The 23,572-nt window shown below is 64.9% G+C and carries 21 protein-coding genes and 1 tRNA gene; 6 read left to right on the top strand and 16 right to left on the bottom strand.

The window, feature by feature from the left end:
• Window positions 1–35: 35 nt before the first annotated feature.
• Both ccoS and V9K97_RS14630 read right to left on the bottom strand, forming a co-directional pair.
• Window positions 36–173, bottom strand: coding sequence for a cbb3-type cytochrome oxidase assembly protein CcoS (gene ccoS / locus V9K97_RS14625; RefSeq protein ID WP_258505513.1), 138 nt, complete (start codon window positions 171–173; stop codon window positions 36–38).
• Complete coding sequence (locus tag V9K97_RS14630; protein WP_337318893.1) at window positions 173–2,506, bottom strand: heavy metal translocating P-type ATPase; 2,334 nt, start codon at window positions 2,504–2,506, stop codon at window positions 173–175. The genes ccoS and V9K97_RS14630 overlap by 1 nt, the downstream gene beginning before the upstream one ends.
• A gap of 104 nt (window positions 2,507–2,610) precedes the next feature.
• On the opposite strand from V9K97_RS14630, the gene V9K97_RS14635 reads away from it, so the two are divergent.
• On the top strand, window positions 2,611–3,054 hold the full coding sequence (locus tag V9K97_RS14635) for a universal stress protein (RefSeq protein WP_337295158.1): 444 nt from the start codon (window positions 2,611–2,613) through the stop codon (window positions 3,052–3,054).
• Between the two features lie 24 nt (window positions 3,055–3,078).
• Here V9K97_RS14635 and hmpA read toward each other — a convergent pair whose 3' ends face one another.
• Window positions 3,079–4,263: an NO-inducible flavohemoprotein gene (gene hmpA / locus V9K97_RS14640; RefSeq protein ID WP_337295159.1), complete on the bottom strand. Its 1,185-nt coding sequence runs from the start codon at window positions 4,261–4,263 to the stop codon at window positions 3,079–3,081.
• A gap of 137 nt (window positions 4,264–4,400) precedes the next feature.
• Here hmpA and norR point away from each other — a divergent pair, with 137 nt between their 5' ends.
• Both norR and V9K97_RS14650 read left to right on the top strand, forming a co-directional pair.
• Window positions 4,401–5,987: a nitric oxide reductase transcriptional regulator NorR gene (gene norR / locus V9K97_RS14645; RefSeq protein ID WP_337318896.1), complete on the top strand. Its 1,587-nt coding sequence runs from the start codon at window positions 4,401–4,403 to the stop codon at window positions 5,985–5,987.
• A 115-nt stretch (window positions 5,988–6,102) separates the two neighbouring features.
• Entirely contained in the window at window positions 6,103–7,347 is a 1,245-nt protein-coding gene (locus V9K97_RS14650) for an MFS transporter (RefSeq protein WP_337318898.1), read from the top strand.
• A 46-nt stretch (window positions 7,348–7,393) separates the two neighbouring features.
• Here the strand turns inward: V9K97_RS14650 and V9K97_RS14655 are convergent, their stop codons facing one another.
• The gene (locus V9K97_RS14655; protein WP_337318900.1) at window positions 7,394–10,414 is read right to left on the bottom strand and encodes a PAS domain-containing protein; all 3,021 of its coding nucleotides are present in this window, start codon (window positions 10,412–10,414) and stop codon (window positions 7,394–7,396) included.
• A gap of 221 nt (window positions 10,415–10,635) precedes the next feature.
• Here V9K97_RS14655 and V9K97_RS14660 point away from each other — a divergent pair, with 221 nt between their 5' ends.
• The gene (locus tag V9K97_RS14660; protein WP_258505506.1) at window positions 10,636–11,115 is read left to right on the top strand and encodes a VOC family protein; all 480 of its coding nucleotides are present in this window, start codon (window positions 10,636–10,638) and stop codon (window positions 11,113–11,115) included.
• 117 nt (window positions 11,116–11,232) lie between these two features.
• Here V9K97_RS14660 and V9K97_RS14665 read toward each other — a convergent pair whose 3' ends face one another.
• On the bottom strand, window positions 11,233–11,433 hold the full coding sequence (locus V9K97_RS14665; RefSeq protein ID WP_337318902.1) for a hypothetical protein: 201 nt from the start codon (window positions 11,431–11,433) through the stop codon (window positions 11,233–11,235).
• 258 nt (window positions 11,434–11,691) lie between these two features.
• Between V9K97_RS14665 and V9K97_RS14670 the strand changes: the two genes are divergently transcribed.
• Entirely contained in the window at window positions 11,692–11,964 is a 273-nt protein-coding gene (locus V9K97_RS14670) for a hypothetical protein (protein WP_258505504.1), read from the top strand.
• A gap of 146 nt (window positions 11,965–12,110) precedes the next feature.
• Here V9K97_RS14670 and V9K97_RS14675 read toward each other — a convergent pair.
• From V9K97_RS14675 to V9K97_RS14725, 11 genes are all read right to left on the bottom strand, one after another.
• Window positions 12,111–12,187, bottom strand: a tRNA-Pro gene (locus V9K97_RS14675).
• A gap of 26 nt (window positions 12,188–12,213) precedes the next feature.
• Window positions 12,214–12,675 (bottom strand): MerR family transcriptional regulator, encoded by a 462-nt coding sequence (locus V9K97_RS14680; RefSeq protein WP_337295181.1) that lies wholly within the window; start codon window positions 12,673–12,675, stop codon window positions 12,214–12,216.
• Window positions 12,676–12,748: 73 nt separating this feature from the next.
• Window positions 12,749–13,120, bottom strand: coding sequence for an integration host factor subunit alpha (locus V9K97_RS14685; protein ID WP_012747012.1), 372 nt, complete (start codon window positions 13,118–13,120; stop codon window positions 12,749–12,751).
• Between the two features lie 5 nt (window positions 13,121–13,125).
• The gene (pheT, locus tag V9K97_RS14690; protein ID WP_337295182.1) at window positions 13,126–15,567 is read right to left on the bottom strand and encodes a phenylalanine--tRNA ligase subunit beta; all 2,442 of its coding nucleotides are present in this window, start codon (window positions 15,565–15,567) and stop codon (window positions 13,126–13,128) included.
• Between the two features lie 39 nt (window positions 15,568–15,606).
• Window positions 15,607–16,683 carry a phenylalanine--tRNA ligase subunit alpha gene (gene pheS / locus V9K97_RS14695; protein ID WP_258505355.1) on the bottom strand — a complete coding sequence of 359 codons (1,077 nt, stop codon included), beginning with the start codon at window positions 16,681–16,683 and terminating at the stop codon, window positions 15,607–15,609.
• Between the two features lie 115 nt (window positions 16,684–16,798).
• Window positions 16,799–17,158 (bottom strand): 50S ribosomal protein L20, encoded by a 360-nt coding sequence (gene rplT / locus V9K97_RS14700; protein WP_012747009.1) that lies wholly within the window; start codon window positions 17,156–17,158, stop codon window positions 16,799–16,801.
• 24 nt (window positions 17,159–17,182) lie between these two features.
• Window positions 17,183–17,386, bottom strand: coding sequence for a 50S ribosomal protein L35 (gene rpmI, locus V9K97_RS14705; protein WP_007832497.1), 204 nt, complete (start codon window positions 17,384–17,386; stop codon window positions 17,183–17,185).
• Between the two features lie 165 nt (window positions 17,387–17,551).
• On the bottom strand, window positions 17,552–18,166 hold the full coding sequence (infC, locus tag V9K97_RS14710; RefSeq protein WP_157616638.1) for a translation initiation factor IF-3: 615 nt from the start codon (window positions 18,164–18,166) through the stop codon (window positions 17,552–17,554).
• Between the two features lie 104 nt (window positions 18,167–18,270).
• The gene (gene thrS, locus V9K97_RS14715) at window positions 18,271–20,178 is read right to left on the bottom strand and encodes a threonine--tRNA ligase (protein ID WP_337318904.1); all 1,908 of its coding nucleotides are present in this window, start codon (window positions 20,176–20,178) and stop codon (window positions 18,271–18,273) included.
• 324 nt (window positions 20,179–20,502) lie between these two features.
• Complete coding sequence (gene aceA, locus V9K97_RS14720; protein ID WP_337295184.1) at window positions 20,503–21,822, bottom strand: isocitrate lyase; 1,320 nt, start codon at window positions 21,820–21,822, stop codon at window positions 20,503–20,505.
• Between the two features lie 250 nt (window positions 21,823–22,072).
• Window positions 22,073–22,504 carry a gamma-glutamylcyclotransferase family protein gene (locus V9K97_RS14725; RefSeq protein WP_443303403.1) on the bottom strand — a complete coding sequence of 144 codons (432 nt, stop codon included), beginning with the start codon at window positions 22,502–22,504 and terminating at the stop codon, window positions 22,073–22,075.
• 37 nt (window positions 22,505–22,541) lie between these two features.
• Between V9K97_RS14725 and V9K97_RS14730 the strand changes: the two genes are divergently transcribed.
• Window positions 22,542–23,468, top strand: a complete 927-nt coding sequence (locus tag V9K97_RS14730) for a DMT family transporter (RefSeq protein WP_337318908.1) — start codon at window positions 22,542–22,544, stop codon at window positions 23,466–23,468.
• The last annotated feature ends 104 nt before the right edge of the window (window positions 23,469–23,572 follow it).

A 23,572-nucleotide genomic window follows, 5' to 3' on the forward strand; every position in this document is an offset into this window, starting at 1 on the left:
GTCTCTTTGCAACCCGACACGGGGTTTGATGCAGATCAATCGCCGCGCAGGATCCGGTCGGCCTCCACGTCGACGTCTTCGAACTGGCCCCGCTCGATGGCCCACCACAGCCCGCCGAGGATGACGAGCACCAGCATGACCGACAGCGGAATGAGCAGGAAGAGGATGTCCATCAGCGCCCCGCTCCACTCGCTGGTGCGTTGCCCGGGGCGGCGAGCCGCGCGGCGTTGAGCACCACCACCAGCGAACTGGCTGCCATGCCGATGCCTGCGAGCCACGCGGGCAGCCATCCCGCCACGGCCAGCGGCACGCACAGGGCGTTGTAGCCGGCAGCCCACGCAAGGTTCTGCCGCACCACGCGCAGCGTTCGGCGCGCCTGCGCAATGGTGCGTGGAATGGCCGCGAGCGCATCGCCGAGCACCACGAAGTCGGCCCGCGCGCGCGAGAGCGGCACCGCGTTTCCGAAGGCGAAGGATGCATTGGCGCGTGCCAGCGAAGGGCCATCGTTGAGGCCGTCGCCCACCATCGCGACTTGCCGGCCCTCGGCCTGCAGCCGCCACAGCGCCTCCAGCTTGTCTTCGGGCTTGCAATCGCCCTGCGCAAACTCGATGCCGGCGCGCGCCGCGATCTCGCGGGCGGCGCTGTCGCGGTCGCCGGAAAGCAGGCGCACCGTGATGCCCTCCGCCTGCAGCGCGGCCACGGCGGCGGCGGCGTCCGCGCGCAGTTCCTCGGCAAGCACGAAGCTCGCGATCCAGCCCTGCTCGTCGCAGAGGTGAACCTGCGGTGCATCGACCTGCAGCGGCGCCACGCCGCAATAGCTTGCGGAGCCGAGCCGCACGCGACGCGCGGCATCTTCGTCGCCGGTGGGTCGGCACAGCAGGCCTTCGAGGCCCAGACCCGCGAGTTCGGCCGGCCGGGTCACGTGCCAAGCAGGCGCAGTACGGAACTGCGCATTCCATGCGTTCACGAGCGCACGTGCCCCCGGATGAAGGGAGTGCGCGCCGAGCGCCGCGCCTATCTCCAACGCATCGCCGGGACGCAGGCCCTGGCGGCAGTACACGCGCTCGAGTCGCGGCGTGTCGCCGGTCAAGGTGCCCGTCTTGTCGAAGACCACCGTGTCGACACTGGCCAGTGCTTCCAGCGCCTGCAGGTTGGCCGTCAGCACGCCGCCGCGGGCCAGCGCGCCTGCGCTGGTGAGCATGGCAGCCGGCGTGGCAAGGGACAGCGCGCACGGGCAGGTCACGATGAGCACGGCCACAGCCACCATCAGGGCCTTGCCGGTGTCCGCATGCCACCAGAACGCAGCGGCGCCCGCCGCCGACAACAGCACCAGCACAAGAAACGGACGCGCGATGCGGTCGGCCAGTTGGGCCAGCCGCGGCTTGCTCGATGCGGCGCTTTCCATCAGCCGGACGATCTGCGCAAAGCGCGTGCCCTCGCCCACCGACTCGATGCGCACCTGCACCGCGGCCGAGAGGTTGTGGCTGCCCGCGAGCACGCGCTCGCCGCAGGCCCGCGGCACCGGGCGCGACTCCCCGGTGAGCAGCGCCTCGCCGGTGCTGGTGCTGCCGTCGATCAGCACGCCGTCCGCGGGAAAGGCCTCGCCCGGCAGCACGCGCACCACGTCACCCACCGCCAGGCGCCCTACGGCCACGCGCCGCCAGCCGCCGCCGGCTTCGAGCCGCTCGATGCTGTCGGGCAGCCGGTTCATCACCGCATCGAGCGAGCCGGCAGTGCGGTCCCGCAGCCGCGCCTCGAGCCACCGGCCGGTGAGCAGGAAGAACACGAACATGGTGAGCGAGTCGAAATACACCTCGCCGCCCAGCACGCCCGCGGTGTCGAAGGTAGCCGCGCTGCTGACGGCAAAAGTGATGGCGATGCCGAAGGCAACCGGCACGTCCATGCCGATGCGCGCATGGCGAAGGTCCCGCCATGCGCTGCGGAAGAACGGCCCGCACGAGAAGAACAGCACCGGAAGCGTCAGCACCCAGGAGGCCCAGCGAAGCAGCTGCGCGGCGTCGGCCGTCATTTCTCCCGGTTGCGCAATGTAGGCCGGGTAGGCATACATCATCACCTGCATCATGCAAAAGCCCGAGACGAGCCAGCGCCAGAGCGCGAGCCGCAGCTCCCTTGCACGACGTTCGCGCGCGGAGCTGTTCGAGGCCGGCAACAGCGGGTATCCGGCGGCGGCCGCCGCCTCGAACCAGCGCGAAGGCCGCGTGGCCGCCGCCGACCACACCACGCGCGCACGATGGCTCGCGGCATTGACCTGCGCTTCGAGCACGCCCGGCACTTGCAGCAACGCCGCCTCAACCGTGAATGCGCAAGCGGCGCAATGCATGCCCTCCACCGCGATCTGCGACTCCCACCGGCCCGTGCCCGCATCGCCTTCCAGCAAGCGGCCGAACACCGGCCATTCGGCGGAATCGTCCAGTACCCGCCATGCCTCGCTGGAGGCCGGCACAGGCGATGAAGGTGGAGAGAACGGGGCGAGCGCAGCTTGCATCGCGCAAGGCTAAGGGCGGCCGCCATGGCGCCGGTTGATCTGCATCAACCCCCGGCGCCGCCGCCTGCCTAAGCTCGCGGCACAGACTTTCGGAGACCCTCATCATGTTCAAACGCATCCTCGTCGCCACGGACGGTTCGACGCTTTCGAAGAAGGCCGTGACGAGCGCCATTGCACTCGCCGCAACGCACGACGCCGACCTGGTGGCGCTCAACGTGGTTCCGCGCTACCCGAAAGGCTACTTCGACGGCGCGATGTCGTTCTCCCCCGAGGACATTGCGCTCATAGAGAAGCAGTGGGCCGACAAGGCCCAGGCCATGCTCGACACCGTCAAGTCGCGCGCCGAGCAGAGCGGCGTGCGAGTCAAGACGGCGACGGCCAATTCCGATCTCGTGGCGGAGTCGATCGTCGCCGCCGCGAAAAAGCACAAGAGCGACCTGATCGTGATGGCTTCGCACGGGCGCAAGGGCATCAAGCGCCTGCTGCTGGGCAGCGAAACGCAGCATGTGCTCGCACAATCGATGCTGCCCGTGCTGGTGCTGCGGTAGGCGCTGAACGCGCCTTGCTGACCTTTACGCCTCCAGCGCTTCGAGCGGCCCGAAGAACTCGTAGCGCAGCTGTTGCCTCGGTACGCCCAGCTCGAGGCTGCTGGCATACACCGCCTTCATGAAGGGCTTGGGGCCGAGAAAGTACAGGTCGACGTCGCGGTCGGCCGGCAGTTGCTGCGCGAGCAACTCGCGCGTGACGAAGCCGGTGGCGTGCGGCCGGTCGGATTCACGCGGCGTGTCGTACACATAGAGCGGCTTCACGTTGGCATGCTGCGCCGCCAGTGCATCGACACGCTCGCGGAATGCATGGGCGCCGCCATGCCGCGCCGCATGAATGAAGTGCACCGGCCGGCCGGTGTGCGCCACGGATTCGAGCATGCTCATGGCTGGCGTGATGCCAACGCCGCCCGTTACCAGCACCAGCGGACGCGACTGCTCGCCCGCGGGCTGCAGCACAAAGTCGCCGCAGGGCGCCTGCGCCTTCAGGACCGTTCCGACGGCCGCGTTCTCATGCAGCCAGTTCGACGCCTTGCCGCCCTCTTCCTGCTTGACGCTGATGCGGTACCAGGGCTTGCCCGGCGCATCGGACAGCGAGTAGTTGCGCCTGAGCGGCTCGCCGTCGATGTTCAGCACCAGCGTGAGGTATTGGCCGGGCGAGAACGCGAGCAGCGGGCCGCCGTCGGTGGGCTCCAGGTAGAAGGAGGTGATGACTTCGCTCTCCTGCTCGCGCCGCGCAACGCGAAACTCGCGCTCGCCGCGCCATCCGCCGGGCTGTGCGGCGTTGTTGCGGTAGACCTCTTCTTCGGCGGCAATCAGGATCGCCGCGAGCGACTCGTAGGCTTCGCCCCATGCGGCAATGATCTCGTCGGTGGCGGCGTCGCCGAGCACGTCCTTGATGGCCTGCAGGAGGCAGCCGCCGACAACCGGGTAGTGCTCCGGCAGCACGCCCAGTGCCGCATGCTTCTGGATGATCCGCGGCAGCGCGCCGGCAATTTCGCCGAGCCGGTCGATGTGCATGGCATAGGCCAGCACGGCGCCCGCGAGTGCGCGCGCCTGGCTGCCGGCGGCCTGGTGCGCCTCGTTGAAGAACGCCTTCACCTCCGGATGGCCTTCGAACATGATCCGGTAGAAGTGACTGGTAATGGCCTCTCCGTGCGCCTGGAGCGCGGGGACGGTGGCCTTGACGATGGCGATGGTTTGCGGGTTCATCTGTGGCTCGGCGATGGCAGTTGAGATGCTTCTTCTCTCTCACGATCCGTGCCAGTCGCAGGCGCTGCGCAAGTGCCCGCCACCATTGGGGATTTTCGATGCGTGGTCAAATTCGCCACAGCAATCATGTTGTATTTATGACCACACAAAGTGTCAATCCGACCACGGCCGAGCCCGACGCCGCTTCCGAAGGCCAGCGTTACCGCTCGCTTCTTGCCGCGGCGCGCGGCCTGGTGCGGTGCGATGCCGCCGCGCTGCTGCGGCTCGATGGCGACGTGCTGCGGCCGCTTGCCGTGGACGGCCTGAGCGACGAGACCCTGGGGCGGCAGTTTCCGGTGGCATCGCACCCGCGCTTTGCGCGCCTGCTCGAGAGCGGGCAAGGCCTGCGCTTTGCGCACGACTGCGGCCTGCCCGACCCTTATGACGGCTTGGTCGCGGGGCAGCCGGGCATCCTGCCGGTGCACGACTGCATGGGGGCGCCGCTTCGCCTGCGCGGCGCCGTGTGGGGCCTGCTGACGCTGGATGCGCTGGAGCCCGGCGCGTTCGAATCGGTAAGCCCGGCACAGCTCGACGCGCTCGTTGCGCTGGTGGAAACCGGCATCGAATCCGCCCACACGATCCAGGAGATGGAAGCGCGCGCCATGCGCGAGCAGGCCGTGGCGCAGGCGTTGCGCTCGGGGCCCGGTGCCACGCGCGAACTGCTCGGGAGCAGCGCCGCCATGAAGAAGCTGTGCAGCGAGATCGATACGGTCGCGGCATCGGACCTCACTGTGCTGGTGCTCGGGGAGACGGGCGTGGGCAAGGACCTGGTGGCGCAGCGCCTTCATGCGCGCTCGCGGCGGCGCGACCAGCCGCTGGTGCAGGTGAACTGCGCGGCATTGCCAGAGACGCTCGCCGACAGCGAACTCTTCGGCCACAAGCGCGGCGCGTTCACCGGCGCGGTGCAGGACCGGAACGGCAAGTTCGAGATTGCCGACGGCGGCACGCTCTTTCTCGATGAAGTGGGCGAACTGCCGCTGACGGTGCAAGCCAAGCTGCTGCGCGTGCTGCAAAGCGGCGAGGTGCAGCGGCCCGGCAGCGACCGGACGCTGAAGGTCGATGTTCGCGTGATTGCGGCCACCAACCGCGACCTGCCCGCCGCCATTGCGCAGGGCCGCTTCCGTGCCGACCTGTACCACCGTCTCTCGGTGTATCCGCTGGTCGTGCCGCCGCTGCGCGAGCGCGGGCGCGACGTGGTGGCGCTGGCTGGCGGCTTTCTCGAAGAAAACCAGCATCGGCTGGGTGCGCGCAACCTGCGGCTTTCACCTGCGTCGAAGGCCGCCCTCCTTGCACATGGCTGGCCGGGCAACGTGCGCGAGCTCGAGCATGTCATCAGCCGCGCATCGCTCAGGGCCTTCACGGAGCAGGGCCGCGGCGCGCGCTGGACGGCGATCGAGCCGCATCACCTGGCGCTGGATGCCGCGGTTGCTGGGAGCCATGCGACGGGGTCCGCACAGACGCCGCTTGCCCAGGCACCGACGGACGGCGGCCACGCCAGCTTTGCTCTCGCCGCCGGCGGCACGTTGCGCGAAGCAACGACCGCTTTCCAGCGTGCATGGCTCGCGGATGCGCTCGCGCGCCACAACGGACATGTGGCCAACGCCGCGCGCGAGGCCGGCATCGACCGCAGCAACTTCCACCGGATGCTGCGCAAGCTCGGCATGCGATCCGCCTCCGCCGACTAGTACCGCGCAGCTCACCGCTGCATTGCGCCGGCGCCGGGAGCGTGCGCAAAAAAAGAAATGTCGTTATAGTCAACCAATTGGTTCACTGTATCCATACTTCTTCCGGAGCAAGACGATGAACATCCGTGCCTCCGCGCGCCCGGCCGACGCGCTCGATTCGAACTGGTCCATTGTTGCCGCCGGCGCGCTGATGACCTGCGTGGCCATTGGCGTGCTGTTCTCGCTGGCAGTCTTCCTGGAGCCGATGAGCGCGGCCACGGGCTGGTCGCGGGCAGGCATTTCAAGCGCCATGACGCTGGCCTTCCTGAGCATGGGCGTGGCCGGCTTCGGCTGGGGCGCGCTGAGCGACCGCTACGGCCCGCGCGTGGTGGTGCTGGCGGGCACGGTGCTGCTGGGGCTCTCGACGGTGCTGGCGAGCCGTGCGTCGACCTTGCTCCAGTTTCAGCTTTTCTACGGAGTGATGATGGGCATTGCCGCCGGCAGCTTCTTCGCGCCGGTGATTGCAACCACCGCATCGTGGTTCGACAGGCATCGCAGCCTGGCGGTGTCGCTCGTCTCGGCCGGCATGGGCGTTGCGCCGATGACCATCTCTCCGCTGGCTGCGTGGCTGGTGACGCACTACGACTGGCGCATGGCGCAGCTGATCATCGGCATCGGCGCGTGGGTCGTGCTGCTGCCTGCGGTCTGGCTCATTCGCGCGGCGCCCGCAGCCGCTTCCGCTTCGCCTGCCGGAGGGGCAGCACCAGCGCCGGAAATGAAGGTGGGGCAGGCGCTTCGCTCGCGCGCATTCCTCGTGCTCGGGATCACGTTCTTTGCCTGCTGCGCGGCGCATTCGGGGCCGATCTTCCACACGGTCAGCTATGCGATCGGCTGCGGCCTTCCCACCTTCGCGGCCGTCACCATCTACAGCATGGAAGGCGCGGCCGGGCTGGGAGGGCGCCTGCTCTTCGGCGTGCTGGCAGACCGGCTGGGCGCCAAGCGGGTGCTCGTTGCCGGGCTGCTGATCCAGGCCTTTGCCGCCGCGAGCTACCTGCTGGTCAACCAGCTGGGCGGCTTTTATGCCGTGGCCATTGTTTTCGGCCTCGCCTATGGCGGCGTGATGCCGCTCTATGCGGTGCTGGCGCGCGACTACTTCGGCGCCAGGATCCTGGGCACCGTGCTGGGCGCGGCGTCGATGCTGTCCAGCCTGGGCATGGCGCTTGGCCCGGTGCTGGGCGGCTGGCTCTTCGACCGCTACGGCAGCTACGCCTGGATGTACATCGGCTCGATGGCCGTGGGACTTGGCGCGGTGCTCATCGCACTCACCTTCCCGCGCACGGACCACGCCGGCAAGCAGCCGCAGCTACAGCCGGCGGGCTAAGCGGGGTAAGAGAGGCAACGGCTCGTCGTCAGCGCTCGACATGGAGCTACACGCTGTTTTCCACCGGCAGGAGCGCCGCCTTGACGTTGTTGCGGCCGGACCTCTTGGCCTGGTAGAGCATCTCGTCCGCGCGCCTGACCAGAGTGGCGGCAGTGGCATCGCCGCCCTGGTAGAACGCCAGCCCGATACTCGCGGTGATGCTGATGGTCAACTGCGACTCCAGGGCAAACGGCGCCTGCATGGTCGCAACAAGCTTCGCGGCAGTGGAAAGGGCGATGTCCGCATTGGGCAGGCCTTCCATGATCACCGTGAACTCGTCGCCGCCGAGGCGCGCGCGAACGTCGCTGGAACGCAGGCCCTGCGACAGCCTGTTCGAGAACCCCTTCAGCAGCTCGTCGCCGGCCTGGTGGCCGAACTGGTCGTTGATCTGCTTGAAACCGTCGATGTCCAGGTACATCAGCGCCATCAGCGCACCGGCGCCGCGGCTGCGGTCCATGGCCTCGGTCAAGCGCGCTTCGAAGCCCGCGCGGTTGGCAAGGCCGGTGAGCGGATCGATCTGCGCCAGGTTGACCAGGCGCTTCTCCTCAAGCTTCTGGCGCGTGATGTCGGTGATGACCGCATGGAAGCCGACGATGGTGTCGGCATTGGCCGCCGGTTGCGGAATGTACTGGGCCTCGTAGCAGTTGTAGCTGTCGCTCTGCGTGTCTTCGCTCTGGAAGGTGACGACCTCCCCCGCCAGCGCGGCGCGGATGTGCGGCTTTACCGATTCGTAGGCCGCACCGCCCAGGAGCTCTTGCACGGTGTGCCCCTGGATCTGGTCCCGCGAGAGCCCGAATTCGCGCTCGTAGGCGAGGTTGTTGAACCGGTAGCGCTCGTCCGCATCGATATAGGCGACGCGCATGGGCAGCGCATCGGCCACCGTGCGAAGGCGGGCTTCGCTCTCCTGGAGGGCTTCTTCCGCCTCGTGGTGCGCGGTGATGTCGCTGTCCAGCGTGTAGAGGCCCATCACCCGGCCCTGTTCGTTGCGCTCCGGAACCAGCGTGGCCTGGATGTCGCGGCGCCCGCCGGGGCCCTCCACCCTCCGCTCGTAGGTCACCTGGCGCCCCGCCAGCGCAGCGCGCAGATGCGGCTCCATCTGGGCCCAGGCCTCGTCGCCGTAGAACTCGCGCATGCTGCGGCCGATCAGCTGTTCGGGCTCGACACCGAACCAGTCCTGGTAGGCCTTGTTGACGAACCGGAAGCGCAGATCCCAGTCGAGGTACGAGATCAGCGCGGGCAGGTGGTCGGTCACCATGCGCAGGCGGTGTTCGCTCTCGCGCAGCGCTTGCTCGGCCGCCTTGGCCGCCGAGATGTCGCGCATCAGGCCCGAGAAGTACTCCACCTTGCCGTGCTTGTCGCGGTGCGCAATCACCATGTGGCTGACCGGAAACTCCTGGCGCTGGTCGTCCCACACCATCGACTCGCCCACCCAGATGCCTTTGCCGACGGCAACAGGCACCACTTCCGACCTGAACCGTTCGATCGTCTTGGGCGGATTGAAGTCGTTCACGCTCAGCTGCTCGATCGGCGCGTCGAGACGCAGGCCGGTGCGGCGGCGGGCGGCCGGGTTCATGTAGATGAGCCGCCCCGCCGCATCCATCTGCACGATGTAGTCGGTCGTCATGTCGAATACGGCGGTGAGCGTGCGAAGGGCCTGCTCGGCCCGGGTGCGCTCGGTGATGTCCGTCACCGTTCCGACGTGCCCGAGTACGCGGCCTCCGACAATCACGGGGCGGCTTCTCAATGCCACCAGCACCCGGGTTCCATCCTTGCGGTGGAGCCGGCGCGTGGCGCTGAACGGTTCGGGCGTATTCACGAGGCGAATCCATTCCTTGAGAACCTTCTCCCGGATGTCTTCGCGCACCAGCGTGAGCCAACCCAGCGCGGCGTCTTTCCGCTCCAGGCCGTGGATCGCAAGGTACTCGTCGTTCACATAAGTCGCGCGGCCTTCGGTGTCGGAGCGGAACAATCCCACCGGCGATGCATCGGTGACCGCGGCCACCTCGAGCCGCTGCTCGCGCAGCTCGGCCATGAGCGCGTCGAACTCACGGGCCAGATCGCCGCGCTCGTCGGTGGCGACGACATCGAGCTTGACCTGGCTGTCCGGCGATTGCCGCAAGGTGCGAATCGCATTGGTGAGCGCATCGAGCGGCCGCATTGCCCACGACGTACCCATCCACACGAGAAACGCGCAGCCCAGGCCCAGCCACAGCAGTTGCAGCAGCAGGCTTCGCTTCGCCTGCTCCAGCGGTGCGTAGGCAATTTCCGCCGGCACGACGAGGCGCAGGTCCCAGTCGGCACTGCGCACAATGGCACGCGTCGCCAGGTCGTTGCGGGTGTCGTCGGCGGATGCGACCACCATCGCGCTCGCGGGCTTGAGCAGCAGGCTCGCATCGTGATGCATGACCACGCGCGGAGACGCATCGCGTGTGACGATCACGTAGTAGCCGCCGCGGCCGATGGTGGCTCGGCTCATGTCGCCGAGCACGTTGGCGCGCTGCAGATTGAGCGCCGCTCCCAGCACGCCGATGAGCCGGCCGTCGGGTGCGTCGACGGGAACGGCCATGACCACGGCAGGCTGTTTGCTGTCCTTGGTGAGCAGCGGCGCCGAAATGGTGGGCTGCCTCAGGTCGCGCACCTGCCGGAAGTAATCGCGGTCGGCAATGTTCGGAGGGTGGTCGGCAGGCGGGTTGATGGCGACGATGGCGCCGTCCGGGCCGGCGAGCGCGGCATTGTCGAACATCGCGAGCAAGTCGCGGTCCTTGAGAAAGCGCTGCCGCGCTTCAGGGTCGTCGAAGCCGCGCGCGCCGATCTCCCGGGCCGCGCGCTCCAGGGCGGCGAGGTGAACGCCCAGCTTGTAGTCGAGATCGGCCGCGGCGCTATCGGTCAGGGCCTGCTGCTGGTCGCGCATCAGGTTGAGATATTCGCCGGACAGGTTGCGGTACTGCCACCACTCCGTTGCGCCAACAAGCGCGAGCACCAGCGAGGTGACCAGCAGTGCCGTCTTGGTTCTCAGCTTGAGCCGCACATGGTTTCCTTCGCGAGGGCGGTTGTTCCGGGCCGCATTTTTCGATGATAGCAATGGCTTTTTCCTCGCGACGCCAGCAGCCATCCAGCGTGCGTCACTCAAAGCGGCCAACAGTTGCGCCGCTCGCAATCGGATCTGTACTTGCGTATGGTCCGGTGCCTACCGCCGATGCGACGAAGACCGTCTCGCATCGATCTTTCCCCCAACCCAGGAGAACCAAGATGGTCAGCAAAAACACGATTTGCCTCTGGTATGACGGCACCGCGCTGGACGCCGCCAAGTTCTATGCCGAGACCTTTCCGGACAGTGCGGTGGGCACGGTCCTCCGGGCTCCCGGTGACAACCCCTCGGGCAAGCAAGGCGATATCCTGACGGTCGAATTCACCGTGATGGGCATTCCTTGCCTCGGACTGAACGGCGGACCTGCGTTCAAGCACAACGAGGCCTTTTCATTTCAGGTGGCGACCGACGACCAGGCCGAGACCGACCGGCTGTGGAATGCGATTGTCGGAAACGGCGGGCAGGAAAGCGCGTGCGGATGGTGCAAGGACAAGTGGGGACTGTCATGGCAGATCACGCCCCGCGTCCTGATTGCCGCTATTGCCGACCCCGATCCCGCGGCAGCCAAGCGCGCGTTCGACGCGATGATGGAGATGAAAAAGATCGACATCGCCGCGATCGAGGCGGCCCGGCGCGGCTGACAACACCGGACCAGAGCAAACAGTGAAAACGGGTTGGAGCGTGCGGCGCCAACCCGTTGATCTATCTGGAAATTGTGGCCCGCGCGAAGCCCCGGCGCTTCGCGGCAGCAGCTTGCGTCATCGTTGAGCCAACTCGTGCTGCGGCTCGACCGAAGCTCCGACCTGTTGTTGCGCCGTTCCTCCAACCACGAAATCTTCCGCAGCACCATCCGAGCGAAAGATGCGGAGCGCCACGCAGTTCAGCGAACCGAATTCCGCTTCATGCAGGAGCTCCCGGAACATCGCTACAGCCGCCTCTTTGCCCAGCAAGTGGTTCATTCATGACCTCGAGTGTGATGCTTCTCACAGCAGGATCGTACTTGCATTGGCATCAGATGTGATGCATTTCGTATCAAGCGAGGGCAAATTTATAGCTTTGGTGGTATTTACAACAGGCTGAAATCCCTGCCCCAGCTGAACTAAAATGTAATTCCTTTGTTCTAATTTTACTGATCACCGGTTGCCCGATCTGCGCCAAAAGCGACAACAGACCAGCGCCGGTTCACACGCATCAGGGCCGCGAACGGTGGCATCAACATGACCCTAGAAGATCAATGGATCGCTTCTGAGGCGGCAGGGCGCATCGGCGAATCCGAAGTATTTGACGCGCGGATCAGCGCGATCGTGTCGATGCTGCGCGCGATGTACATGGCACACCCCGCCCCGGAAAGGGTCAGGCATCACTTCGATCAACTGATGGCTCAACTGCTTTCAAGCCCATATGCGAGCGATGACCCGGATCGGCAGCTGGTTCTTCAAGAGACTGCCGCAAGTTTGACGCGCCACGCGCGGCCAGCAGAAGCGGGCTGAGGGCGAAGAGCTTCGGGCGCGGCTGCCGACGCCAGATCCTGCCCGAGGGGGATGTCACGCTTTCCCCGCGTTGCACGGCCGCCCCCTGTTTTCCCCAATGAAAAAGGGCGTCCGGTGATGAAACCGGACGCCCTTTGACGTTTTATTGGTCGGTGTGAAAGGATTCGAACCTTCGACCCCTTGCACCCCATGCAAGTGCGCTACCAGGCTGCGCCACACACCGAAGCTCTCGATTATAGCCGGCTGAAATCACCGTCCGACGGTCAGCAGCTCACGAATTTCAAAGAGTTCGCGTCGCAGGTGCAGCAACTGCGACGGATCGATCGTGCGAACGGCACTTTCGGATGCGGGATCGTCCTCGTGAACGGCCGCATCGAACTCTTCCTGATCGATTTCGACGGCCTCCATGCCCTCGAGCGGCACCATGCCCGCCTTGCGGCGGTCGCGCTCGCCCTGCACCAGCTCTTGCAGCTTGTTGCGCGCACCGCTGATGGTGAAGCCCTGGTCGTAGAGCAGATCGCGGATGCGGCGGATCATGAGCACCTCATGGTGCTGGTAGTAGCGCCGATTGCCGCGCCGCTTCATGGGGCGCAGTTGCGTGAATTCCTGCTCCCAGTAGCGCAGCACGTGCGGCTTGACGCCGCAAAGTTCGCCGACCTCACCGATGGTGAAGTAGCGTTTGACGGGAATCGGCGGGAGCGCTTTCTCCATTATTTCCATTGAAATCAAGACCGTGCGCGGGAAACCTTAGAGATTACTCTACGCACCCGCGCAGCACCAAGCACTATTCGGCGCCCAGGCTCCACTCGACTTCGGAAGTGCCGCTCTGCTCGATGCTTCCGTGAATCTGTTCCTTCAGCTTGGCGCTTGCGTGAAAGGTGGCCACGCGGCGCTCGCCGATCGGAATGGCTTCGCCGGTACGCGGGTTGCGGCCCGGCCGGGGCGCCTTCACACGGATCTGGAAGTTGCCGAAGCCGGAGATCTTCACGTCCGTGCCTTCGATCAGGCTGTTGGCGATGAGGTCGAAAAACGCCTCGACCATGTCCTTGGATTCGCGCTTGTTCAGGCCGATCTGCTCGAACAGCAGGTCGGCCAGGTGCGCCTTCGTGAGTGCGGGCGTTTCGAGGGCTTCGAGCGTGAATTCCGCGGCGTTCATTCTCATCAACCCCTCAGGCGTGCGCCGAGCTTGGCGCTCAATTGTTCGACGATGGCGCGCACGGCGGGCTCCACCTGCTCGTCCGTCAGCGTGGCGTTGTCGTCCTGGAAGCTCAGGCGCACCGCCATGCTCTTCTCCCCTTGCGCCAGGGCGCCCGATGCCGGCACGGCACCGTCGCGCGCAGGTTGCGGGCGATAGATGTCGAACAGCGTGGCGTCCCGCAGCAGCCCCTGGGCTGCCGCAGCCGAATGGATGGTCTGCATCAACGCATTGTGCGTGACGGCCTCGGCCACCACCACGGCGATGTCGCGTTCGACGGCCTGGTGCTTGGGCACAGGCTTTGCCACGGGCACGGGGCGCGCGGCAACGGCGTCGAGGTCAAGTTCGAAAACCACCGGGGCCAGCGCAAAGTCCCACTTCTGGCGCCAGCGCGGATGCAGTTCGCCGACAAAGCCGATGGCCTTGCCGTCGATCAGCACGCGCGCGGAACGGCCAGGGTGCAGGGCCGGATGTTCGGCCGCCTCGAAGCTCGGCACCAGCGGCGCGAGCAATGCTTCGACGTCGCCTTTGGCATCGTAGAAGTCGACACGGTGCGGCTTGCCGTCCCAGCGTGCTTCTTCGGCATCGCCCCAGGCAAGGCCGGCCACCCGCATCGGCTGGTGTACGCCGCGCACGGTGCTGTCGGTGGTGGTCACGCTGTCGTCGCGCATGAACACGCGGCCCAGCTCGAACACGCGCACGCGCGGCGCCTTGCGGTCCAGATTGAACTTGAGCACCTGCAGCAGCGAGCCGAGCAAGGACGAGCGCATCACGCTCATCTGGCTGGCAATGGGGTTCAGCAGCTTCACCGGATTGGCGTTGCCCGCCAGGTCCTGCTCCCAGTGCGCCTCGACAAAGCTGAAGTTGATGGTTTCCTGGTAGCCGAGCGCCGCCAGGCTGCGACGCACCGCGAAGCGGCTGCGCCGGGCTTCAGGCCGCACGCGCGCCGTGATGGGTGCAAGCGGCGCAGTGGTCGGCAGGTTGTTGAAGCCGATCAGGCGTGCAACCTCTTCGATCAGGTCTTCCTCGATCAGCAGGTCGAAGCGGTGCGGCGGCGGGGTCACGGTCAATGTGCCCTCGCCTTCGCTGAGCGCAAAGCCGAGGCGGCGCAGCGCGTCGGCGCACTGCGCTTGCGAGAGCGGCATGCCGATGACGCGCGCTGCGCGTGCCACGCGCAGCGTGACGGGCATGGCTTCGGGCACATTCAGGATCTTGTCGTCCATGGCGCCGGCCTGGCCGCCGCAGATCTCGATGATGAGCTGCGTGATGCGCTCGATGATCTCGACCGTGCGGCTCGGATCGACACCACGTTCGTAGCGATGCCCCGCGTCGGTCGAAAAGTTGAAGCGGCGCGAGCGGCCCTGAACGGCTTCGGGCCACCAGAAGGCGGCCTCGACGTAGATGTTGCGGGTGTCGTCGGACACCGAGGTCGCGTCGCCGCCCATGATGCCGGCGAGCGACTCGACGGCCTCGTTGTCGGCAATCACGCCCACCTTGTCGTCGACGCTGATGGTGTTGCCGTTCAGCAGCTTGAGCTGTTCGCCCGCCTTGCCCCAGCGCACCGTGAGGCCGCCATGGATCTTGTCGAGGTCGAAGATGTGGCTGGGCTGGCCGTATTCGAACATCACGTAATTCGAGATGTCGACCAGCGGCGTCACGCTGCGTTGGCCGCAGCGCGCAAGCCGCTCGACCATCCATGCCGGCGTGGCCACCTTGGTGTTCACACCGCGCACAATGCGGCCCGAAAAACGGCCGCAGAGTTCGGGCGCTTCCACCTTCACCGGCAACACGTCGGCAAACGATGCGGCCACCGGCGGGATGGCGGGCGTCTTGAGCGGCGCGCCGGTGAGCGCTGCGAGCTCGCGCGCAACACCGTAGACGCTCAGGCCGTGGGCAAGGTTGGGCGTGAGCTTGAGGGTGAGCAGCGCGTCGTCAAGCTTGAGCACGTCGCGCACATCGGCGCCAATGGGTGCATCGGCATCGAGCTCGAGCAGGCCGCCGTGGTCTTCGCTGAGCTTCAGTTCGCGAGCCGAACACAGCATGCCCTGGCTCTCGACGCCGCGCAGCTTGCCGAGCTTGATGAGAAAGGGCTTGCCGTCTTCGCCCGGCGGCAGTTCAGCGCCGACCAGCGCGCAGGGCACCTTGATGCCGACACGCGCATTGGGTGCACCGCACACGATGTTGAGCAAAGCGCCCTGCCCCACATCAACCTGGCACACGCGCAGGCGGTCGGCATTGGGATGCTGCACGGCTTCCTTGATTTCGCCGACCACGATGCGGCTGAAGGGCGGCGCGACGGGGCGGCGCTCTTCGACCTCGAAGCCGCCCATGGTGAGCGTTTCGGCCAGTTCGGCGCTGCCGAGGGGCGGATTGCAGAACTCGCGCAGCCAGGATTCCGGGAATTGCATCTCTTCGATCTCGTATTCGGTTTTTCTATGGATGGGTGCTTACTGGAACTGCGAGAGAAAGCGCAAGTCGCCGTCGAAGAACAGCCGCAAATCGTTCACGCCGTAGCGCAGCATCGTGAGCCGGTCGGGCCCCATGCCAAAGGCAAAGCCGATGTAGCGCTCCGGGTCGAGGCCCATGTTGCGCACCACGTTCGGATGCACCTGGCCCGAACCCGCGACTTCGAGCCAGCGGCCGGCCAGCGGGCCGCTCGCAAACTGGATGTCGATTTCGGCGCTGGGCTCGGTAAACGGAAAGAAGCTCGGGCGAAAGCGCAGCACGAGGTCGTCGCTCTCGAAGAAGGTACGGCAGAAGTCCGTGAAGATGACCTTCAGGTCCTTGAAGCTCACGTTCTCGCCGAGCCACAAGCCTTCGCACTGGTGGAACATGGGCGAGTGCGTGGCGTCGCTGTCGACGCGGTAGGTGCGGCCCGGCGCAATCACCCGGATCTCGGGCGCCTTGACGATGCCGGTGGCGTCGGCTGCCGCGGCGGCAAACTCAGCCGCGTACTTCTTGATGTGTTGATGCGCATAACGCACCTGCATCGGGCTGGTGTGCGGACGCAGGTTGTACGGAATGCCGTCGTCGCCGTTCAGGTCGACATAAAAGGTGTCCTGCATCGAACGCGCCGGGTGGTTCGGCGGGTTGTTGAGCGAGGTGAAGCTGTGCCAGTCGCTCTCGATCTCCGGGCCGTCGGCCACGTCGAAGCCCATGCTCGAGAAGATCTCCTCGATGCGCTCCAGGGTGCGGCTCACCGGGTGCAGGCCGCCCGGAATGCGGCGGCGGCCAGGCAGGCTCACGTCGAGGGCTTCTGCGCGCAGCTGTTGCGAAAGCTCTTCGTCCGCCAGCTGCTGGCGGCGCTCGGTCAGTGCGGACTCGATGGCCTGCTTGGCGACGTTGATTGCGGCGCCGCGCGACTTCTTCTCGTCGACGCTGAGCGCGGCCATGCCCTTCATCAGCTCGGTGATGCGGCCCGACTTGCCAAGGAACTGCGCCTTGGCGTTCTCGAGCTCGGCGGGCGTTTTCGCTTCGGCGAAGGCAACGCGTGCGGTGTCGACCAGGGAGTCCAACTCGTTCATAGCAACAAAAAATAGGCGGGGGAAATAAAAAAAGAGCTGGAGCCTTTTCAAGCGCCAGCCCTTGTGTCGTGGGCGCAGGAGGCTGCCACGAAGACAGCCGCCCTGCTGTACAGGATCAAGCAGCCAGCTTGGCCTTGACCTGCTCCACGATGCCGGCAAAAGCGGCCTTGTCGTGCACTGCGATGTCCGCAAGCATCTTGCGGTCGATCTCGATTCCGGCCTTGCGGATGCCGTTTGCGAACTGGCTGTAGGTCAGGCCCAGTTCACGCGAGGCGGCGTTGATACGCGCGATCCACAGTTGACGGAAAACGCGCTTCTTGGTGCGGCGGTCACGGTAGGCATATTGCCCAGCCTTCATTACCGCCTGTTTGGCGATGCGGAAGACATTACCGCGGCGACCACGGAAACCCTTGGCGAGTGCGAGAACTTTCTTGTGGCGGGCGCGAGCCGTTACACCACGTTTGACGCGAGGCATGTGTGTACTCCTTGTTCGTCTGAGTTAAATGCCACGGCCGGGCAGCATGGCGGCGACGGAAACCATGTTGGTCTCATGCACTGCCACGGCACCACGGAGGTGACGCTTGTTCTTGGTGGTCTTCTTGGTCAAGATGTGACGCTTGAAGGCTTGACCGCGCTTGACGGTGCCACCGGGACGAACGCGGAAACGTTTTTTCGCGCTGCTCTTGGTCTTCATTTTGGGCATATGAATGCTCCTTTAGTTTGTGCTCGTGAGGCGCCGCGGATACTCCACGGACTTGTTGGCCCCGAGACACTTCTTTACTCCGCCCCTGCCGGCCCTTCTTTCGAAGCGCCTGCAGGGGCGAAATTCTTCAAACCCTGCTATCTCTCTGTCGCTCAACCAGCCTTTTCAGGCTGCTGCAGGCGCCGACGTTTCCGACGACGCCGGCTTGGCGGTACCGCCGCCCGGCTTCTTGCGGCCCGGAGCGATCATCATGATCATCTGCCGGCCTTCGAGCTTCGGAAACTGCTCGACGACGATCAGGTCGCCAAGCTCATCGCGAATGCGCTGCAGCAAAGCCAAACCGAGCTCCTGGTGCGTGATCTCGCGGCCGCGAAAGCGCAGCGTGATCTTGCATTTGTCACCCTCTTCAAGAAAGCGCTTGATGTTGCGCATCTTGATGTTGTAGTCACCATCGTCGGTACCGGGCCGGAACTTGATTTCCTTGACCTCGATGACCTTCTGCTTCGACTTCGCCTCGGCTGCCTTCTTCTGCTCGTGGTACTTGAACTTGCCGTACTCGATCAGACGGCAGACAGGCGGGTTGGCCGCGGCAACGACCTCGACCAGATCCACGTCAGCCTCACCGGCGAGGCGCAACGCCTCGGAGAGACTCATAACACCCAATGGCTCGTTTTCCGGGCCTACAAGGCGGACTTCCGGGGCCATGATTTCCCGGTTCAGGCGGTGTTGGCGTTCCTCGCGGTGGCGGCGGTCGCGAAATGCAGTAGCGATGGTCAGAATCCTTCAAAAGTTGCTACAAAATCTGTAGCGGACGCCGGTCAGTTCTCGCGAACAAGCGGCATGATTGGGTCAGGCAACACATGTGAGGGTGCTTCCGGGACAAATCAACGCTTGTCAGCAATATCCTGAACGAGCCGTAGTACGAACGATTCGAGGGACATTGCACCGAGGTCTTGATTGCCCCGGGCGCGCACTGCGACGGCACCGGCTTCCTTTTCCTTGTCGCCTACGACGAGGATATAGGGAAGCTTTTGCAACGAATGCTTGCGTATTTTATACGTAATCTTCTCGTTGTGCAGGTCCAACTGAACCCTAAGCCCTTGATTCTGCAGCGTTTTCGCCACTGAAGCGGCGTAATCCGCCTGCCCTTCGCTGATATTGAGCACCGCCACCTGCACCGGAGCGAGCCATGCGGGCAGTGCGCCGGCATGGTGTTCGATCAGCATGCCGATGAAGCGCTCCAGGCTGCCCACGATGGCGCGGTGCAGCATGACGGGGTGGGCGCGGCCGCTCGATTCCGTCACGTATTCGCCGCCCAGGCGCTCGGCCGTGTTGAAGTCGACCTGCATCGTGCCGCACTGCCACTGGCGGCCCAGCGCATCCTTCAGCGTGTATTCGATCTTCGGGCCGTAGAAGGCGCCGTCGCCGGGCGAGATGATGAAGTCGACGCCCGAGCGGCGCAGCGCCTCCATCACCGCATGCTCGGCCTTGTCCCACAGCTCGTCGGAGCCCACGCGGTTGTCGGGCCGCGTGGCCACCTTGTAGAGGATGTCCGTGAAGCCGAAGTCGGCATACACCTTCTGCAACTGTTCCGTGTACGCAATGCACTCGTCGAGGATCTGGTCTTCCGTGCAGAAGATATGGCCGTCGTCCTGCGTGAAGCCGCGCACGCGCATGATGCCGTGCAGCGCGCCGCTGGGTTCGTTGCGGTGGCACTGGCCGAATTCGCCGTAGCGCAGCGGCAGGTCGCGGTAGCTGCGCAGGTCGCTCTTGAAGATGAGCACATGGCCAGGGCAGTTCATCGGCTTGAGCGCGTATTCGCGCTTTTCCGATTCCGTCGTGAACATGTTGTCGCGGTAGTTCTGCCAGTGGCCCGTTTTCTCCCACAGGCTCTTGTCCAGGATCTGCGGGCCCTTCACTTCCCAGTAGCCCGTGTCGCGGTAGATGCCGCGCATGTACTGCTCCACCGCCTGCCACACGGCCCAGCCCTTGGGGTGCCAGAACACCACGCCCGGCGCCACTTCGTCGATGTGGAACAGCTCGAGTTCCTTGCCCAGCTTGCGGTGGTCGCGCTTCTCGGCCTCTTCGATGCGCTGGATGTACTGGTCGAGCTGCTTCTTGTCGGCCCAGGCCGTGCCGTAGATGCGCTGAAGCTGCTCGTTCTTGGCGTCGCCGCGCCAGTAGGCACCGGCTAGCTTCGTCAGCTTGAAGACCTTCAGGAAGCGCGTGTTCGGCACGTGCGGGCCGCGGCACATGTCCACGTATTCCTGGTGGTAGTACAGGCCCATGGCCTGCTCGTCGGGCATGTCCTCGACCAAGCGAAGCTTGTAGTCTTCGCCGCGTGACTTGAACACCTCGATGACTTCGGCGCGGGGCGTCATCTTCTTGACCACGTCGTAGTCCTGCGCGATCAGCTCGCGCATGCGCGCCTCGATGGCCGCCATGTCTTCGGGCGTGAACGGGCGCTCGTACGAAATGTCGTAATAAAAACCCTCTTCGATCACCGGGCCGATCACCATCTTGGCCGTCGGATACAGCTGCTTCACCGCATGGCCGACCAGGTGGGCCGTCGAGTGGCGGATGATCTCCAGGCCCTCGTCGTCCTTGGGCGTGATGATCTGCAGCTTGGCGTCGCGGTCGATGACGTCGCTGGCGTCGACCAGTTTGCCGTCGACCTTGCCGGCCACCGTCATCTTGGCGAGCCCCGGTCCGATGGACTGGGCAACTTCGGCCACCGAAACCGGGCCGGGGAACTCGCGGCGCGAGTTGTCGGGAAGCGTGATCTGGATCATGGAAAAAACCTCGGGCGGAAAAACAAAAAAGCGCGGTGATTGCCGCGCTTTGCCTGGTGTGAGAGCTGGAAGAAACCAGCGAGCGCGGTCTACCGGCCTTTTCCTTCGAAGAAGAAAAAGCCGCTGAATCCTTGCGGAGTAGTTCGCGGTGTCATAACCAGGGTGCCTTTCTCGCTCTTGTTGGTGCAGAGACCGCGATTCTATCCGCTGCCGGTTCAGGCCGTCGGCATCGGGTCTTGCATGCCCAGACGAAAAAGCCCGGCGCGGGGCCGGGCTCGTAGGTGGCCGCGAACCGCCTATTCAGGCAGTTCGAGTAACGGCCGATCAGTGGAACTGTTCTTCTTCGGTCGAGCCCGTCAGCGCCGTGACGCTGGACTTGCCGCCCTGGATGACCGTGGTCACCTCGTCGAAGTAGCCGGTGCCCACTTCCTGCTGGTGCGACACGAAGGTGTAGCCGCGGTCGCGTGCTGCGAACTCGGGTTCTTGCACCTTCTCGACATAGGCCGACATGCCGCGCTGCACGTAGTCTTGCGCCAGGTCGAACATGTTGAACCACATCGAGTGGATGCCGGCCAGCGTGATGAACTGGTACTTGTAGCCCATGGCGCCCAGTTCCTTCTGGAACTTGGCAATGGTCGCGTCGTCGAGGTTCTTCTTCCAGTTGAACGACGGCGAGCAGTTGTAGGCCAGCATCTTGCCGGGATGCACCTTGTGCACCGCTTCAGCGAACTTGCGGGCGAACTCGAGGTCGGGCGTGCCGGTTTCGCACCACACCAGATCGGCGTAATACGCGTAGGCAACGGCGCGGCTGATGGCCTGGTCCATGCCCTTCTTCGTCTTGTAGAAGCCCTCCGCGGTGCGCTCACCGGTCAGGAAGGGCTTGTCGTTCTCGTCGTAGTCGCTCGTGATGAGGTCGGCCGCTTCCGCATCGGTGCGGGCGATCACGAGCGTCGGCGTGCCGCAAACGTCAGCCGCCATGCGCGCGGCGATGAGCTTCTGCACGGCCTCGGTGGTGGGCACGAGCACCTTGCCGCCCATGTGGCCGCACTTCTTGACCGAGGCGAGCTGGTCTTCGAAGTGCACGCCGCCGGCGCCGGCCTTGATCATGGCCTTCATCAGTTCGAAGCCGTTCAGCACGCCGCCAAAGCCTGCTTCGGCATCGGCAACGATGGGGGCGAAATAATCGACATAGCCCTTGTCGCCCGGGTTCACGTTCTTCGACCACTGGATTTCGTCCGCGCGGCGGAAGGTGTTGTTGATGCGCTCGACCACGTTGGGCACCGAATCCACCGGATACAGCGACTGGTCGGGGTACATCGACGAATAACTGTTGGCATCTGCCGCAACCTGCCAGCCCGACAGGTAGATGGCCTTCACGCCGGCCTTCACCTGCTGCATGGCCTGGCCGCCCGTGAGCGCGCCGAGGCAGTTGACGTAGGGCTCGTTGTTCACCAGCTCCCAGAGCTTCTCGGCGCCGCGGCGGGCCAGCGTGTGCTCGATGGGGAACGAGCCGCGAAGGCGCACCACGTCGGCCGCGCTGTAGCCGCGCTTGATGCCCTTCCAGCGGGGATTGGTGGCCCAGTCTTTCTCGAGGGCGGCAATTTGCTGTTCGCGGCTCAGTTGTTCGGTAAGGGTCTGGGGCATGGTCACTCCGTGAGGTTGATTGAAGGTTGGGCGCTGCGGCCGTGGAGTTACTTTAAGCGCAAGCAACACTCTTATGTCTTATAGAAGACATATTTTTAGCCTATCAAAATCAACAACTTACGGCAGTATTTCTCCATGCAAAATTATTTTTCTCATATCGAGAAAAAATATTGCAATGCAGCAGCCTCTCATTTCGCAATGTGCAATCCCTGCTTCGGTTGTGAAAAGCCATCGCGGCAGCCCACTCATTTCACTCACTGGCAGCGGCATGCGCAATCCAGTCCCCGCTGCCAATCACCGCTCGCCCATTGATCCGATTTGGATGGATTTCGTAGACCAGGCATTCGAACTGCCCGGTTCCGGCATCCACCGTCACACGTCGCTTGATGTATTCGCCGGAGTCGTCGTCCGCAACTTCCTCGAGCACGTCGAGCGCCGCCTCCACCTCGGGCTCGATGCGGTAGATCTCGCCCAGCACGCGTCCTTTTCCGTTCAGCACCAAACCGGGATATGCGCCCAGGTCGTACAAGGTGCCGGGGATGGCGGCGTCGGCCACATGGATCGGTTCAGGCCGAAAGCGCGCGATGTCGTTGCGCCCGCCGCGGCGCAGCGTGCCGTAGACGAAGACATGGCCTGGTGTGCGCACGGCCGGTGCGCCATCGAATTCCAGCGATTGCGGCATCATTGAATCCATCGTTCCCAACAAGCCGTCCAGTCTATTGAACACCGCCGCTCCCGCCTCCAGCCGTCTTGTGGCCTATGGCTGCCTGGCGTTGAGCATGTCGCTCGTCGGCGGCTACGTCGCCCTTTCCAAACCGCTGGTGGCGGCCTTTCCGGTGCTGCTGCTCGCATGGCTGCGGTTCGGCATCGCAGCACTGGCCATGCCGCATTGGCTTCGACGCGCGCCAGACGAAGCGCCCATGAGCGCGCGCACGCGCGGCCTCGTCTTCCTGGAATCGTTCCTTGGCAATTTCCTGTTCTCGATCTTCATGCTGTTCGGCGTGAGCCTCACCAGCGCGGTGTCCGCGGGCGTGATCATGGCGTCCATTCCTGCGGCCGTGGCGGTGGCGAGTTGGCTCTTCCTGCGCGAACGCATCACGGTGCGCATCGGCCTTGCCATCGGTTGCGCCGCGCTCGGCATTGGCTTGCTGGCCCTCACGCCGGCGCATGCACCGGCAACTACAGACAGCGCGGCGTCCTCATCGATGCCATGGCTCGGCAACCTGCTCGTGTTCTGCGCGGTGCTTTGCGAGACAGCCTATGCGGTAATCGGGAAGTCGCTCACCGGCCACCTGGGGCCCAAGCGGATTTCGTCGCTCATCAACCTCTGGGGCTTCGTGCTGTCGATGCCCTTCGGCATCTGGTTCGCACTGCAGTTCGACTTCTCGGCCGTGCGCATCGGCACCTGGGCCTTGCTCGTGGTCTACGCACTCGCAGCGAGCATCTGGACCGTGTGGCTCTGGATGACGGGCCTGCGCCATGTGCCCGCTGCGCAAGCCGGTGTTTTCGCGGTGATGCTGCCCGTGAGCGCGGCCCTCGTGGGCGTGCTGGTGCTCGGCGAAAGCCTCTCCGCAGCACAGCTCTTTGCATTCGCGCTCGCGCTCATTGGTGTGGTGCTGGCGACCTGGCCTGAACGCCGGAGGTGAAAACCTCGGGTTCTCCCCTCTGAAAAAACAACAACTCCCAATGAAAAAAGCTCTTTTTCCCTTGGAAACGCGTTTTTTCTCCTTTAGCATCCGCAATGCCACTG

Source organism: Variovorax sp. CCNWLW186 (genome assembly GCF_037203865.1).
GTDB lineage: Bacteria > Pseudomonadota > Gammaproteobacteria > Burkholderiales > Burkholderiaceae_C > Variovorax.